This is a genomic window from Pelagicoccus sp. SDUM812003 (assembly GCF_031127815.1).
Lineage (GTDB): Bacteria > Verrucomicrobiota > Verrucomicrobiia > Opitutales > Opitutaceae > Pelagicoccus.
On record NZ_JARXHY010000001.1, the window covers coordinates 306,156 to 320,494 of the forward strand.

The window sequence follows — 14,339 nt, forward strand, 5'->3', positions numbered from 1 at the left end:
CCTGGCCGAAATCCGGGCGCTTGAATTTGAGCGTCCCCCGTCCGCAGGATGAGGCAAATTCGCCGCGTCAAGCTGTAAACGCTCCGCGAAGCCAAACTAATCGGGGAATCCCCGTCGTTTGGCATACCCGATGCTGGTTGGAGGTCCGTCCCTGTTTACAGGGATTGAGGGAGTGACGCTACTGCGATTGCGCAGAAGCAGACAATCCGGGGCCGGCGTTAGGGGTTATCGTCGGCCCCGACTCGTTTGCGCCTCCGGCGAGTCGTGCCCGCTTGGCCAAAGCGAGGAGCGGAAACGAAAGGACGCCGCCTTCCGAGGAAAGCGACGCCCTTATGGGGAGGAGGGAAAATGGCTTTGTTTTAGACGCTGATCTCCTCGCCGCTGAGGATCTTCACGAACTTTTTCATGGCGGGCGTGAGCACGCGGCCTTTGCGGTGCAGGATGCCGAGCGGACGGTCGAAGGCGTCGCCCTCCAGTGGAATCGTGGCCAATGTGCCTTGCTTGACCTCTTGGGCGACGGTGGCAAGAGGGACCAGAGCGATGCCGGCGTCGATCTCTACGGCGCGCTTCACGGTTTCGATGTTGTCGAATTCCATGACCGGCTCGATGTCGATCTTCTGATCCTTGAAAATCTGGTCCACGGCCTTGCGGGTCGGAATGTCGGGATCGAAGCTGATGAACTTGTGGTTGGCCAGAGACGCCAGCTCGATATGCTGCTCCTGCACCAAGGGGTTTTCCGGGTGGCAGATGATCACCAAGCGGTCGTTTCGGAAGGGGATGATCTCTATCTGCCGGTTCTTCTGCGGAAAGGCGACTAGCCCGAAGTCCACCGAATTGTGGAGGATGTCCTCGTACACCAGATTCGAACGGCGGTACTCCACGCGAACGTTTACGGAGGGAAAGGCGGTGAGGAAGGACTTGATGTAGGGGGGCAGCTCGTGCAGGCCGATGCTGTAGATCGTGGAAATACGGATGGTGCCGGAGATCACCTTTCGCATTTCCATGAGCTCGCTCATTAGCTTTTCGTAGCCATGAAGGATCTCCTTGGCGGACTGATATACCCGTTCGCCCTCGCGCGTGAGTTGAAACTGCTTCTGGCTGCGGTCTATGAGCAGGGTGTTGAAGTGCTTCTCCATCGACCTAGCCTGCTGACTGACAGCAGATTGGGTGACGCCGTTGAGGCGGGCTGCCTTTGAAAAACTTTTGGTTTCGACTAGGTCGGCGAAAATTTTGAAGTTATCGATTTGCATGAGGCCTTATTTAGGGACGAAACCTTATAATTAGGACTTATCAAATCAATAACAAAATAGTAGAATTGTTAATGCAGATTACCTACGAACAATTTCGCGCGAATTTCAGTGTGGTGATGGACCATATCGAGGACGCCTGCGGCAAGGCGAATCGCTCTGCCAGCGAGGTGACTTTGCTGCCGGTGACGAAGAATCACCCTGCGGACGCAGCGGTATACGCCTGGAGGGCTGCGTGCAAATCGGTCGGGGAAAATCGCGTGCAGGAGGCGCTGGGAAAGATGGGCGACGCCGACCCTTGTCTGCAATGGGAACTGATAGGTCCGCTGCAGAGCAACAAAGCAAAACGAGTGGCGGAATCCTTCTCCCGCGTGCAGACCGTCGATCGAGCGAAGATCGCCAAGGCGCTCGACCGCTACGCTCGCGAGGCGGGAAGGACGCTGCGCGTGCTGATGCAGGTCAACGCGGGCCGCGACCCGGCGAAGTCGGGCGTGGAGCTCGAGGAGGCGGATGCGCTTTTGGACGTCATTCTGAGCTGCGAAAGCCTGAGCCTGGAAGGGTTGATGACCATCGCTCCGTTGTCCGAGCAGAGCGACGTCGCTCGGCGGACCTTCGCGAACTTGCGCGAATGTCGCGATCGTTTGAGTCTCAGGTCCGGGTTGCCTCTATCCGAACTGTCGATGGGTATGAGCGGGGATCTTGAGGAGGCCATTCTCGAAGGAAGCACCATGGTGCGGGTGGGGACCGCTCTTTTTGGAGAGCGAACCTATTGACCCGAGGGAGCGTCCTAGGAAAGCCGATACATGGAGTGTCTTGGAGCGATGACGGTGAGGGTTGGCCTTCAAAATGCGTCTAGAAAAGCATTGTCGCCTTGCCACCCTTGCCCACGATTTGCCGCGTGTCCTCAAATCGTAACATCGAGCAGCCAGCATCTGAAATGAGCGAGCGCTCCTATCGGATCGGCGTGCTGCTCTATTTTCAGGACGCCAGCGGGCGCTTGCTGCTCATTCGCCGCGCCCGTCGACCCAACCAGGGACTGTGGTGCGCGGTGGGAGGAAAGCTGGAAATGTCCTTGGGCGAGTCGCCCTACGAATGCGCCATTCGAGAAGCGAAGGAAGAGGTCGGTGTCGATCTGCTCGAGAGCGACCTCGCCTTGCGTTGCGTGCTGGCGGAGCGCGAATACGAAGGCAGCGGACATTGGCTGATGTTCATCTTTCAGGTGAAGAAGCCTCTGTCTCGTCTGCCGAACGCGATCGAGGAGGGCAGCTTTTCCTTCTTCGAGAAATGCGATCTAAGCGGGATCGATATGCCTGCCTTGGATCGATCCATACTGCTTGATCGCGTGTTATGCGAAGAGCGAGGAGGCCTGCATGCTCTCAGGGCTTGCCCGGCTGCGGGAAATCGGCCTGAGCTGCTTGTCGAAGAAGAGTGGATACGGGGGTAGCATGATTCTGTTGGTGGATAACTACGACTCGTTCACGTATAACCTGTTTCAATACATACGAGCGCTCGGAGAGCGAGTCGAGGTCGTTAGAAACGATGCCGTTTCCGTGGATTCGGCTCGAGCGCTGCGGCCCGATCTGATCGTGCTCTCTCCGGGTCCTGGCGGGCCTGAGTCTACGGGAAGCTGTCTGCAAATCATCGAAGCGTTTCACCAGCAGGTTCCGATTCTCGGCGTTTGCCTCGGCATGCAAACCATCGCTTGCTTCTTCGGAGCCCGTATCGTAAAGGCTGGCGAGCCCATGCATGGCAAGACGCGTCTTGTTCATCACGATGGCGCCGGGCTGTTTCAGGGGCTGAAAAATCCGCTTAGGGTGACGCGCTACCATTCGTTGATCGTGCAAGAAGCGAGTTTGCCGGACTGCCTGAAGGTGAGCGCCCGCTCGGAGGAAGGCGAGATTATGGGGCTGTCGCACCACACGTATCCAGTTTTTGGAGTTCAATTTCATCCCGAAGCCTATTTGACTGAGCAAGGCATGGAGCTTTTGGGAAACGCCTTGGGGAGGCGGGCATGTTAGAGCGCCAGCTTGAGGTTTCCTGCGATCCGCTTTCAGCCTTCGCCAAGGTGTCCGATTTCGAGGGCGTAGTCCTGCTGCATAGCGGACTTCAGGCCTACGGGCTGGGTCGCTATTCGATTCTTGCGGCCTTGCCGCAAAAGCGGATTCGCTGCAGACGCGATTTCGCGTGGGTCCAGGTCGGGACCTCGGAGACTCGGATCGACGGGAACCCCTTCGAGGTGTGCCGCCGGATGCTTGAGGGGCTGGAGATTGAGCGAATGGGGGCCGGAAGCCTGCCGTTTTACGGAGGGTTGATCGGCTATTTCGCCTACGATTCCGGTCGGGCGCTGGAGCCTGACTCCTTGGGCCGAGGTTCGGATGAGATGGATCTGGCTCGCTTCCACTTGTATCGAGGCGCTCTGGTGTTCGACCATCGGGAACGGCGCGTGTGGATGACCTGTTTGGACGATCGACCGGATGATGATCTGCTGCGGATCGCGCATAGAGTCTGCGGATCTGGGGCTCCGAGCTTGGAGGCTTTCGAAGCGACGTCCAGCTTGAGCAGCAATTTCGAGAAGGGTGACTTTTGCGGCGCGGTGGACCGGGTTCGGGAGCTGATCCTTGAGGGGGAGGTTTATCAGGTAAACCTATCCCAGCGCTTCGAAGCGACCTGCGCTGGAAGTTCAGCTGACCTGTTTCTCCGCTTGGCTGTCGCCAGTCCAGCTCCTTATGGAGCGTATCTGGATTTTGGAGACGAGCAGATCGTATCCTCATCGCCCGAGCGATTTCTGCATGTCGAAGACGGTGTGGCGCAAACCCGACCGATCAAGGGCACGCGACCGCGAGGAGATTGCGAGGAGGAGACCTTGGCGTACGAGCGGGATCTGTCCTGCTCGGAAAAGGATCGTTCGGAGCTTTTGATGATCGTCGATCTGGAGCGAAACGATCTGGGGAGGGTTTGTCGGCCTGGTTCGGTTCGCGTGGAGCGGCTGTTCAGCATAGAGCGCTACGCTACGGTACTGCACCAGACGGCCGATGTGGTGGGCGAATTGGAGCCGGGGCTCGGGGTCATGGACTGCGTGCGGGCGATGTTTCCGGGCGGCTCCATCACCGGAGCTCCGAAGATCCGATCCATGCAGGTGATCGAGGATCTGGAGCGTGGGGAGCGTGGCGTCTACACTGGATCGATCGGTTATTTGGCTGCCTCCGGAAACGCTGACTTGAACATCGCGATTCGTACCATTCGCGTGAGCGAGGGACGTTTAAGCTTTCAAGTTGGCGGGGGAATTGTTTGGGATAGCGATCCGGAAAGTGAATACGAAGAAACGTTGTTGAAGGCGAAAGCTATGATAAAGGCGATCGGAGGCGAGCATGCTTGATATTTTCTACAAGGACGGAGAGTGGCTGGATGGCTCCGCGGTGACGCAAGACCTGAGGGGGCGTGGGTTCGCCTTTGGCTATGGCGTGTTCGAAACCATGAAATTTGTCGCTGGGCAGCCCTGCTTTTTCGCGGAGCATTGCGAACGGCTCCATCGGGGCGTGAAAGCTGCCGGTTTGGAGATCGTGATCGACTCTGCCGCATTGCGCGAGATTGCCAGGGAGCTCTTTTTGCGAAACGAGGCCAGCGATGGCGTTTTTAAGATCGTCGTTTGGGATGAGTTGGAGGGGCCCTGTCTGGCCATGTTCGTCCGGAGTGTGGAGGACGGGGATGGACCGGAGGAGGCCAAGCTGCTGCAATCGCCGGTGGCGAAGGCATCCAAGGCGTTCACCAGCCGACACAAATCGCTCAACTACATGGAGTCGGTGCTGCAGTTGGCCCACGCTCGACAGGAGGGCTACACGGAATGCGTTTTCACCAACGAGCTGAATCAGCTGACCGAGTGCGCCGTAGCGAATCTGTTTTTCGTACGTGATGGAGTTTTGAATACGCCATCGATCGACTGCGGGCTTCTGGATGGCATCGTTCGGTCGAAGATCATGGATCTGGCTCGCTCGATTGGAGTCGAGGTGAAGCAAGGGAGGTTTTCGGTGGAGGACTTGCTGTCGGCGCAGGAAGCGTTTTTGACCAGCTCGGGCAAGGGTCCGCGGCCGGCTGCTCGATTCCGCTCTTTGGACGGGAGGGAGGCGATCTTCGAGTCTCGCTCGATGGTGGATCGGCTGTTGCCGCTTTATCGCCAACTCGAAGAGGAAAGCGTGAAGAGCGACTGATGGCGGCTGATGGAGACAGATCGAGGGAATGGCGCCTTGGCGAAACGTCGCTCATGCTCGGCGACCGCTCCCTCATGATGGGAATTCTCAATGTGACGCCCGACAGTTTCTCGGATGGCGGTCGCTACGATGCGGTGGAGCCGGCCACTCGTCAGGCGTTGCGGCTGCTGGAGCAGGGCGCGGCGATGGTGGATGTGGGGGGAGAGTCCACGCGTCCAGGGTTTGAGCCCGTTTCGGAGAAGGAGGAGATTCGGCGAGTGGTCCCGGTAATCCAAGCGGTGTTGCAGCGGGACCCGAGCGCGATCCTTTCGATCGACACCTCGAAGGCCCCGGTGGCCGCCGCGGCGATTGAAGCGGGAGCGAGAATCGTGAACGATGTCTGGGGATTTCAGAGCGATGTGGAAATAGCCTCGGTGGCGGCTCAATGCGGGACGGGCGTGGCGCTCATGCGCAATGGCCGCGGAGGCGGCGAGGGCGGGTCGATCCTGGAAAAGGTCAAACGCAGCTGGGCCACCTCTGTCGAAATCGCCTTGAAGGCAGGAGTGCGGGAGGAGGCGATCGTCTTGGATCCCGGTATTGGCTTTGGCACTACGAGACAGGAGGATCTGGAGATCATGCGAGGCTTGGCGGAACTGGGAGCCTTCGGGTTTCCGCTGTTGCTGGGGACGTCTCGCAAGCGCATCACCGCGATGCCGCTTGGTCTGCCAGTGGAAAGTCGTTTGCCGGCGACGGTTGCGACCACGGTGGCAGGCATCGCGGCGGGGGTTGACGTTTTTCGCGTGCATGACGTCGCGGAGAATTTGCGTGCATCCTTGCTGGCGGATCTCATATATCGAGGAGGGCAACTCGATGGCTAGGGCGCTGGACAAGATATTTCTCAAGAGCATGGAGCTTTACGGCTACATCGGCGTACTCGAGGAGGAGAAGCGGCAGGGTCAGACCTTTTATGTCGATGTGGAGCTGGGCTTGGATCTCAGGCCGGCAGGTCGGAGCGATCTGTTGTCGAAAACCGTGAACTACGCGGACGTCTTCGCCTTGGCCGAGCAATTGATGGACGAGGCCCGCTGCGATTTGATCGAGAGTTATGCGGAGCAGCTTGCGGAGGAGATCTTGAAGTATTTCGATTTGGCAGTGACGGTTTCGGTCACGGTCAAGAAGCCCGAGGCCCCGATCGAGGGAAAGTTCGAGTCGGTGGGGGTGACGATCTTCAGGGAGCGCGATGATTGAGGCTTTTCTAGGCTTGGGGTCCAATCTTGGCGATCGCTTCGGAAATATCCGCAAAGCGGCTCGCTTGCTCGAGCAGGACGAGTGTATCCACGATTTGGAGTTGTCGCCGCTCTATCGTACCGCTCCGATCGGCAAGACGGACCAGGGCTGGTTTATCAACGCGGTGGCTAGGGTGAAAACGACGCGCCCCCCCGAGTCCTTGCTGGAGCTTTGCCTTGCGGTGGAGAAGGCCTTGAAGCGCGAACGCGTCGAACGGTGGGGGCCTCGAACGCTGGATATCGACATCCTGCTCTATGGGGCCGAGGAGGTGGATCGCAAAGGGCTGCAGATTCCGCATCCACGCTTGGGCGAGCGAGCCTTCGCCCTAAGGCCATTGACGGATCTGGCCCCTGGTGCGGAGGTTGCAGGTCAGCCGGTCGCAAGCCTGCTGGCGAAGGTCGAGGATCAGGCGGTCGAGCGCGTGCCCCAGTGCGTGGCGGTGATCGGGGCGAGCCCGAAGGAGGATCGATATGCCAATCGTGCCCAGCGCCTGCTGATGGAAAGCGGGTATCGCGTTTTTCCAGTTTCGCCTACCGGGGCCGAGATCCTAGGCGTCGCGGGCGGGCGCAGCTTGCAGGAGTGTGATGAGGATGTGGATACGGTGACCCTCTACATCGGCTCGGGTCGAGTGGAGGGCGTAGTGGACGAGATCGTGTCGCGCCACCCACGCCGCGTCATCTTCAATCCAGGAACGGAAAACGCCCTCGCGCAGAAACGCTTGAGGGCGGAGGGTATCGAAGCGCAGGAGGCTTGCACGCTCGTGCTGCTGCGAACCGGGCAGTTTTGATTTCGCTAATCCGGTGACTGTCTAGTCTTCGATAACGTAGTAGTAGCGGTCAGCGGCCAGTTTCTGGAAGAGTCCAGTGGACAGGTTGCCATCGTCGATCGCTTGATCTACGAGTACGAAAACATCATCGCCATGAGATGGACCGTGCACTCCGACCGCGGAGGAGAAGTCTCCCAGGCCGAATTGTTCGAAGTCCCATACGCCTCCGAGGGAGGTGCCGAGGTTGAACTTTCTTTCGGAGAAATAGCCTTCGAGTTCTGGGGGGAATGTGCCCGAATCGGTATTATTCACGTACCAGCCTGACTCGAGCAGATACTGAGCTCCAGCATGGGCAAGGGTGCGCACGTCGGAACTGAAGGTGGCGGCTCGCGCGTTGCGAAGGTATTTCTGGAAAGCAGGTATGGCGATGAAAGCGAGTACGCCGATGATGGCGACGACGATCATAATCTCTATGAGCGTGAAGCCTTTGGCGGAACTTCGTTTCACATTCATGTTAATAGGAGTTAGATATTGTTAGGTATAAGGTTATAGATGGAATAATAGATATAGTATCCCATAGATACCGGCGCGATTGCTAGGGGAGCGAAGGAGAAAGTCTTCAAAAACCTATGAAAACCGAAGTTTCGCGCCGGGAGGTGAGCTAGACTACTCACCGCGGCCTGCGGGGCGGTCGCGTTTGGCGCTTGGAATCGCTCAGCTCTCGCTATCCGTAAGGGACTCCTTGAGCGTCTCCAATTCCTCCCAGCGCTGATAGCATTTCTCGGATTCGGCCTCGATGGCGCCAAGTCGTTCCTTGAGCTCGGCCACGCTGACGCTTTCGTCCTGGTAGGTGGCGGGATCGGCGAGTTGGGCGATCAGCGATTCCTTTTCCTCGTCGAGCTGCTCGATGCGCTGCGGCAGCGCCTCCAATTCGGCGCGTTGGCGATTGGAGAATTTCGGCTTTCGCTCCTTCCAGGTGCTGCGAGAGCTGGTGGACGCCGCGCTGGCCTGCTTGGCCTGCTCGACTTGGGTTCGCTGCCGCTTGGCGAACCAGTCCTCGTATCCGCCTGGATGGTCCACGATGTTGCCAGCTCGATCGATGGCGAGCAGGCTGGTGACGGTGTTTTCCAGGAAGTCGCGATCGTGGCTGACCAGCAGGAGGGTGCCTTCGAAATCGGCGATCAGCTCCTCGAGCAGCTCCAGCGTCTCCGCGTCGAGGTCGTTGGTCGGCTCGTCCAGCACCAGCAGGTTGGCCGGCTGGGTGAAGAGCTTGGCCAGCAGGAGGCGGTTGCGCTCGCCGCCGGAGAGGATTTTCAGCGAAGCCCGGGCTCGTTCGGGGGTGAAGAGGAAGTCCTGCAGGTAGGACATGACATGCTTGGACTTTCCGCCCACGGTCACCGTTTCGTTCCCGTCCGCCACGTTGTCGAATACGGTTTTCGAATCGTCGAGCTGGGCTCGCATCTGATCGAAGTAGGCGATCTCCAGCTTGGTCCCATGTTCCACCTCGCCGCTTGTGGGCGGCAATTTGCCGAGCAGCAGCTTCAGCAGGGTGGTCTTGCCTGATCCGTTGGGGCCGATGACGCCGATGCGATCGCCCCGCATGATCTGGGCGTCGAACGGTCGCAGCACCTGGCGGCCATCGAAGCTGGCTGAAACCTGTTTCGCGGTGATCACCTTGGCTCCCGAGGTCTGGCTGTTCTGCAGGGAGAACGAGGCGTTCCCGTCGCGGGTCCGCCAGCTTTGGCGTTCCGCCCGCAGCTTTTTCAGGGCCTTCACTCGACCTTCGTTTCGGGTGCGGCGAGCCTTGATGCCCTTGCGCAGCCAAGCCTCTTCCTGGGAGAGCTTTTTCTCGAAGGCAGCCTGGTTGCGGGCCTCGATCTCCAGCATTTCCTCTTTGCGAGTGAGGTAGGTCTCGTAGTCGCAGCGGAAGCTGTTGAGTTTGCCGAGGTCCACTTCCACGATGCGGGTGGCAAGCTTCTTGAGAAAGGCCCGGTCGTGGGTGACGAAAAGCAGGGTGAGCTTGCTGCCCAGCAGGTAGTTCTCCAGCCAGAGAATGGACTCGAGATCCAGGTGATTGGTCGGCTCGTCGAGGATCAGCACGCTGGGCTCGCGAACGAGGGCCTTGCCGAGAAGCGCCCGGCGCTTCATGCCTCCGGAGAGCGCGTTGAACGCTGCTCTTGGGTCGAGCTGCAGCTCCTTGATGGTTTTCTCGATGGCCGCTTCCATCTTCCACTGGCGTTCCGGATCGATGGGGGCGTGCTCCTGGCCGGCGTGCAGCTTCAGCAGTTCGGATCCTTCGGCTCCGAAGCCTAGGGTGATGATCTCCTGCACGGAAGAGTCGATAGAATTGGGTATTTCCTGCGGTAGAGCGGCGGCCCCACCGCCTTCGGGAAAGGTGATGGAGCCCGTATTCGGGGCGTAGTCGCCCGAAATCACTTTCAGCAAGGTGGACTTTCCAGCTCCGTTTCGCCCGAGCACGCAGACGCGTTCGCCGCGATCGATGTGCAGGTTGGCGTTTTCGATCACGGGAGGACCGCTGAAGCTGATGGTGAGTTCTGTTACGCTGAGAACGGGCATCTGAGAGGCGGCTAGGATCCGGGAGGACGCTGGCGATGCAAATCGAAAATGCGCGTCGCCAGGGTCTGGGCAGCCCGGGGGTTTTGAGTTGAAACCCCATTAGGAGCCCTTCACACATTCAGGACTCGTTTTCATGAAGTTCACAGGTATCGCAGCGGATAACTTGGCTGAAGTCTATCGACTGGCGGCCCAACGGTATGGGGAAAAGCCAGCTTTCGCCACTCGAGTGAAAAGCGGCGTTTTCGTGCCCGTGAGCTATCAGGACCTCTACGACTTCGGGCTGTATCTCGGCACTGCTCTGATCGAGATCGGCGTGAAAGCGCGCGATCACGTGGCGTTGCTGTCCGACAATCGGGTGGAGTGGAACATCGCCGACTACGCGATTTTGATGGCGGGAGCGGCGGACGTCCCTCGCGGAACGGATATAACGTATCAGGAGATAGAATACATCCTGAACCATTCCGATTCCAAGGTGGTGTTCGTGGAGGACAAGCGGCTGCTCGACCGCGTCATCCGCATGATGCCCAAGCTGGATCGGGTGGAGCATCTGGTATTGATGGACCCGAAGGTGGAAGCCCCCAAGGGGGTGCTCCATCTGTATTCCCTAGTCGAGCGCGGGAAGGCGTTGCGAAAGCAGGGCGATCGGCAGATCGAGCAGCGCATGGCTCAGATCAAGTCCGACGATCTCTTCACGCTCATCTACACCTCCGGAACGACGGGCACACCCAAGGGGGTGCAGCTCACGCACGCCAACATGGCCTCCCAGGTTCGCAACCTGCCCTTTCCCCTCGAGCCGGACGATCGCCTGCTCTCCATTCTGCCCGTTTGGCACAGCTACGAGCGCGTGTTTCACATGATCGCCATCAGCAACGGCTGCTGCACCTACTTCACCAGCTTGCGCACCATAGCGGACGATCTGAAGAAGGTGAAGCCAACCATCATGGCGTCCGCCCCGCGCCTGTGGGAGAACCTCTATCTGCGCATCATGAAGAACGTGCGGGAGTCGCACTGGATTCGGCGCGGGCTCTTCCGGGCGGCCTACTATTGCTCGCGCAAGGTCAAGGGCTCCACTTTCTATCTGACGGGGCGCGAGATGGATCTGACGGGACGCAGCCTAGCGGAGCGAGCTGGAAAGGCGATTTTGAGCGTATTGAAGATCCTTGTGTTTCTTCCCCTCTACGTCGCTCTCAATGCGGTTGTATTGGAAAAGCTGAGACAGATTGTCGGGGGCAGCTTCAAGGGGACCGTTTCCGGAGGAGGGGCGTTGCAGCCGCACGTCGACGAGTTTTTCAACTACATAGGAATCCCGGTCAAGGAAGGCTATGGCCTCACCGAGACCTCTCCGGTGGTGGCTGTGCGGACGGTTCGCAAGCTCGTGATCGGCACGGTGGGTCCCCTGTACGATGAGACTGAAGTTCGTATCGTGGATCTGAATACGGGAGAAATCCTGTTTCCCAATTCGAAGTACAAGGGCGAAGGCCGTGGATTGAAGGGCGAGGTTCACGTGAAAGGCCCTCAGGTCATGAAGGGCTACTACAAGAATCCGGAGGCGACCGAGCGCGTCCTGAAGGATGGCTGGTTCAATACCGGCGACATCGGCATCTTCACCTTCAACGACTGCCTAAAGATCGTCGGCCGCTCCAAGGACACCATCGTCCTGCTCAACGGCGAGAACATCGAGCCGATCCCCATCGAAGCCAAGCTTTGCGAATCGCCGCTGATCGATCAATGCATGGTGGTGGGGCAGGACAAGAAGCAGCTCGGCGCCTTGATCGTGCCCTCGGTCGAGGGGCTGCAGCAGTTGGGTATCGCGGCCGAGAGCCTGGACGACTTGGAGATCACCCGAAAGGTGTTGAAGATCCTGCACGAGGAGGCGAAGCGCTACATTTCGGTGGATAACGGTTTCAAATCCTACGAGCACATCCATGGAATCCGTTTGCTCAAGAAGCCCTTCGAGGTTGGGGATGAAATGACCAACACCTTTAAGATCAAGCGGCATGTGGTGGACGAAAAGTACCACCATCTGATTCAGGAGATCTACGCGAGCTGAGCCCTTCCCGTCCGACCGTTCGCCCCCCGATTTCCGGAATTTGCTTCGGACGCGTTGGATCATTCTAAAATACGAGTATCGAAGGCGAAGGGCGCTATTGATCCTAAGCGCGCCGAGCGTAGGATCCGACGCGTCCGAGAGCTGTCGTAGAAATCGCGCAAGCCAAACTAATCAAGGGGATTCGAGAAACTTTTGACTAATCTGGCGACGCGCGTCCTGCGACGTTCTGGTTGGACCTCGTTCGAAGCGGTCGTTAGGCCCCTTTGAAGTTCTTCTAATACTAACCCTGTTATTTTACCCCATGAACGAACTAACTCGTCGAGAGCTTATCAAGACCTCTGCTTTGGCCGCGGCTGGGGCCGTAGTATTTCCCCATATCCTGATGGGCGGTAGCAAGCTGGCCGCAAACGAAAAGGTGAACGTCGCCTTCGTGGGCGCCGGCGGACGCGGCAAGAACAACATCCAAGCGCTCGCGGGCGAAAACATCGTGGCGCTCTGCGACGTCGATGACGAGCGGGCAGCGGAGATGCGAGCCGAGTTTCCCAAGGCCAAGGCCTTCAAGGACTATCGCGTCATGCTGGACCAGATGGGGGCCGAGATCGACGCGGTGGTGATCACCACGCCGGATCACATGCACTATCCCATCGCCATGTGGGCCATCGCCCACGGCAAGCACGTCTACTGCGAGAAGCCGCTGACGCGCTGCATTTGGGAAGCTCGCGAACTGCGGCGAGCGGCCAAGGAGGCGGGCGTGATTTCTCAGATGGGAAATCAAGGCCACACCTACGCGGGCTTGCGCCTGATCCAGGAGTGGTACCAGGCGGGAATTCTTGGAGAGGTGAAAAACACCTACCACTGGACCAACCGGCCCTTCTGGCCGCAAGGCTATCTGGACCGTGGCAGCGATCCGGTGCCCGCTCACCTCGATTACGAGCTCTGGCTGGGCGTGGCCCCCAAGAAAAGCTACTCCAGCCGCATCGTTCCTTTCAACTGGCGCGGCTGGCGTGACTACGGCTGTGGCAGCATCGGCGACATGGCGTGCCATATCATGGACTCCGCCTACAGCGGTCTCGGACTCGGCTACCCGGACTGGGTGGAAACGCAGGCCACTCGCTTCAACCAGAGCACCTTCCCCTCGGCCATGACCACCCAGATGTTCTTCAAGGGCCGGGACGGCAGGTCGGATATCACCACGCATTGGTTCGAGGGCGGCCCGAAGCCGCTGGGCATCCCCCACGTGCCGGACGACTTCTTCGATTCCGACGCCTACGGCAGCGATACCAACAACGGCAGCTTCATCGTCGGAGAGGACATCACTCTCTACACCGATACCTACAGCGGATCGGTGCGCGTCTTTCCGGACGAGACGTTCCAGGAGATCAAGCCCAGCCTGCCGCCCAAGACCCTGCCGCGCATCAAGGGCGGTCCGCAAAAGGAGTTCGCCGACGCCATCAGGGAAGGCGGCATGCCCGGCTCCAACTTCGACTACGCCGCCCCCTTCACCGAAGTCGCCCTGCTCGGAAACGTATCTCTCTTCGCCGGCACCCGCATCGAGTACGATCCGGTGAAAATGAAGGTAAAAAACAACCGCAAAGCGAATAAGTTTCTATATAGCTTGTATGACTACGATAAATCGTTCTTAACTGATTAATCGTTAAATCAGATCGTAAACCCCTATGGAACCGAAAAACGAATCAACCGGAAGCGGCGTCGCTTTCGACAGTTTGGGCGCCTCGCTCGCCTTCATCATGCTGCGCGTCTGGCTGGGCGTGCGCTCCTTGCTGACGGGCCTCGAAAAGTTCGCGGGCGTCAAGGTCGAGCAGCAGCCGCTGCTGGACGAGTTTGGCGATCCCGACATCAGCGGGGCCATGGTGAACGTGAAGGTCAAGGAGTATGGATTCGAGCACTACCACGGCCTGCCGCAGCCACTTTACGACAAGTTCGCGCAGGAGCCTTTGATGCCGGTCTGGATGCTCGATCTCTATTCTGGAGTGCTGGGCTACGCGCTCATCGCTCTGGGCGTGCTCCTGCTTCTAGGCGCCTTGCCGCGCATCACCTTGTTTGCCAGCGGGCTCATGTACGCCAGTCTTTCGGTCGGCTTGATTCTGCTCAACGAAAGCGGAGGCATCGCCTGGCTGGGCACGCACGTCGTTCTGATCGCCTTGGCCTTGATGCTCGTTCGCTACAACCGGTTTGCCGTCTACAACAAGCTCTGAACGCTCGGAGCG

General features: G+C 58.9%; 14 protein-coding genes. 11 read left to right on the top strand and 3 right to left on the bottom strand.

Going from position 1 to position 14,339, the window contains the following annotated elements; all coding sequences use genetic code 11:
- Nucleotides 1-359: 359 nt before the first annotated feature.
- Nucleotides 360-1,250 (bottom strand): LysR family transcriptional regulator, encoded by an 891-nt coding sequence (locus QEH54_RS01155; protein WP_309016776.1) that lies wholly within the window; start codon nt 1,248-1,250, stop codon nt 360-362.
- Nucleotides 1,251-1,321: 71 nt separating this feature from the next.
- Here QEH54_RS01155 and QEH54_RS01160 point away from each other — a divergent pair, with 71 nt between their 5' ends.
- The 8 genes from QEH54_RS01160 (at nt 1,322) to folK (ending at nt 7,505) form a co-directional block, all read left to right on the top strand.
- Entirely contained in the window at nt 1,322-2,020 is a 699-nt protein-coding gene (locus QEH54_RS01160; protein ID WP_309017007.1) for a YggS family pyridoxal phosphate-dependent enzyme, read from the top strand.
- 125 nt (nt 2,021-2,145) lie between these two features.
- Nucleotides 2,146-2,691, top strand: a complete 546-nt coding sequence (locus QEH54_RS01165) for an NUDIX domain-containing protein (RefSeq protein WP_309016777.1) — start codon at nt 2,146-2,148, stop codon at nt 2,689-2,691.
- Nucleotides 2,618-3,265, top strand: a complete 648-nt coding sequence (locus tag QEH54_RS01170) for an aminodeoxychorismate/anthranilate synthase component II (RefSeq protein WP_309016778.1) — start codon at nt 2,618-2,620, stop codon at nt 3,263-3,265. The genes QEH54_RS01165 and QEH54_RS01170 overlap by 74 nt, the downstream gene beginning before the upstream one ends.
- A complete protein-coding gene (pabB, locus tag QEH54_RS01175) occupies nt 3,259-4,623 on the top strand; it encodes an aminodeoxychorismate synthase component I (RefSeq protein ID WP_309016779.1) in 1,365 nt (454 codons plus the stop codon). Before QEH54_RS01170 ends, pabB begins: the two co-directional genes overlap by 7 nt.
- The gene (locus tag QEH54_RS01180) at nt 4,616-5,452 is read left to right on the top strand and encodes an aminotransferase class IV (protein ID WP_309016780.1); all 837 of its coding nucleotides are present in this window, start codon (nt 4,616-4,618) and stop codon (nt 5,450-5,452) included. The genes pabB and QEH54_RS01180 overlap by 8 nt, the downstream gene beginning before the upstream one ends.
- Complete coding sequence (folP, locus tag QEH54_RS01185; RefSeq protein ID WP_309016781.1) at nt 5,452-6,309, top strand: dihydropteroate synthase; 858 nt, start codon at nt 5,452-5,454, stop codon at nt 6,307-6,309. Before QEH54_RS01180 ends, folP begins: the two co-directional genes overlap by 1 nt.
- Nucleotides 6,302-6,679 (top strand): dihydroneopterin aldolase, encoded by a 378-nt coding sequence (gene folB, locus QEH54_RS01190; RefSeq protein ID WP_309016782.1) that lies wholly within the window; start codon nt 6,302-6,304, stop codon nt 6,677-6,679. Before folP ends, folB begins: the two co-directional genes overlap by 8 nt.
- On the top strand, nt 6,672-7,505 hold the full coding sequence (folK, locus tag QEH54_RS01195) for a 2-amino-4-hydroxy-6-hydroxymethyldihydropteridine diphosphokinase (protein WP_309016783.1): 834 nt from the start codon (nt 6,672-6,674) through the stop codon (nt 7,503-7,505). Before folB ends, folK begins: the two co-directional genes overlap by 8 nt.
- 21 nt (nt 7,506-7,526) lie before the next feature.
- Here folK and QEH54_RS01200 read toward each other — a convergent pair whose 3' ends face one another.
- Nucleotides 7,527-7,997 (bottom strand): prepilin-type N-terminal cleavage/methylation domain-containing protein, encoded by a 471-nt coding sequence (locus QEH54_RS01200; protein WP_309016784.1) that lies wholly within the window; start codon nt 7,995-7,997, stop codon nt 7,527-7,529.
- Between the two features lie 201 nt (nt 7,998-8,198).
- On the bottom strand, nt 8,199-10,061 hold the full coding sequence (locus QEH54_RS01205; protein ID WP_309016785.1) for an ATP-binding cassette domain-containing protein: 1,863 nt from the start codon (nt 10,059-10,061) through the stop codon (nt 8,199-8,201).
- 133 nt (nt 10,062-10,194) lie between these two features.
- Between QEH54_RS01205 and QEH54_RS01210 the strand changes: the two genes are divergently transcribed.
- From QEH54_RS01210 to QEH54_RS01220, 3 genes are all read left to right on the top strand, one after another.
- Nucleotides 10,195-12,111: an AMP-binding protein gene (locus QEH54_RS01210; protein ID WP_309016786.1), complete on the top strand. Its 1,917-nt coding sequence runs from the start codon at nt 10,195-10,197 to the stop codon at nt 12,109-12,111.
- A gap of 301 nt (nt 12,112-12,412) precedes the next feature.
- Entirely contained in the window at nt 12,413-13,762 is a 1,350-nt protein-coding gene (locus QEH54_RS01215; protein WP_309016787.1) for a Gfo/Idh/MocA family oxidoreductase, read from the top strand.
- 25 nt (nt 13,763-13,787) lie between these two features.
- The gene (locus QEH54_RS01220) at nt 13,788-14,327 is read left to right on the top strand and encodes a hypothetical protein (protein WP_309016788.1); all 540 of its coding nucleotides are present in this window, start codon (nt 13,788-13,790) and stop codon (nt 14,325-14,327) included.
- The last annotated feature ends 12 nt before the right edge of the window (nt 14,328-14,339 follow it).

Bases quoted from the DNA above. Each gene is read 5' to 3' on its own strand.
- QEH54_RS01155 (WP_309016776.1), bottom strand. From the start codon at position 1,250: ATGCAAATCGATAACTTCAAAATTTTCGCCGACCTAGTCGAAACCAAA.
- QEH54_RS01160 (WP_309017007.1), top strand. From the start codon at position 1,322: ATGCAGATTACCTACGAACAATTTCGCGCGAATTTCAGTGTGGTGATG.
- QEH54_RS01170 (WP_309016778.1), top strand. From the start codon at position 2,618: ATGCTCTCAGGGCTTGCCCGGCTGCGGGAAATCGGCCTGAGCTGCTTG.
- pabB (WP_309016779.1), top strand. From the start codon at position 3,259: ATGTTAGAGCGCCAGCTTGAGGTTTCCTGCGATCCGCTTTCAGCCTTC.
- QEH54_RS01180 (WP_309016780.1), top strand. From the start codon at position 4,616: ATGCTTGATATTTTCTACAAGGACGGAGAGTGGCTGGATGGCTCCGCG.
- folP (WP_309016781.1), top strand. From the start codon at position 5,452: ATGGCGGCTGATGGAGACAGATCGAGGGAATGGCGCCTTGGCGAAACG.
- folB (WP_309016782.1), top strand. From the start codon at position 6,302: ATGGCTAGGGCGCTGGACAAGATATTTCTCAAGAGCATGGAGCTTTAC.
- folK (WP_309016783.1), top strand. From the start codon at position 6,672: ATGATTGAGGCTTTTCTAGGCTTGGGGTCCAATCTTGGCGATCGCTTC.
- QEH54_RS01200 (WP_309016784.1), bottom strand. From the start codon at position 7,997: ATGAATGTGAAACGAAGTTCCGCCAAAGGCTTCACGCTCATAGAGATT.
- QEH54_RS01205 (WP_309016785.1), bottom strand. From the start codon at position 10,061: ATGCCCGTTCTCAGCGTAACAGAACTCACCATCAGCTTCAGCGGTCCT.
- QEH54_RS01210 (WP_309016786.1), top strand. From the start codon at position 10,195: ATGAAGTTCACAGGTATCGCAGCGGATAACTTGGCTGAAGTCTATCGA.
- QEH54_RS01215 (WP_309016787.1), top strand. From the start codon at position 12,413: ATGAACGAACTAACTCGTCGAGAGCTTATCAAGACCTCTGCTTTGGCC.
- QEH54_RS01220 (WP_309016788.1), top strand. From the start codon at position 13,788: ATGGAACCGAAAAACGAATCAACCGGAAGCGGCGTCGCTTTCGACAGT.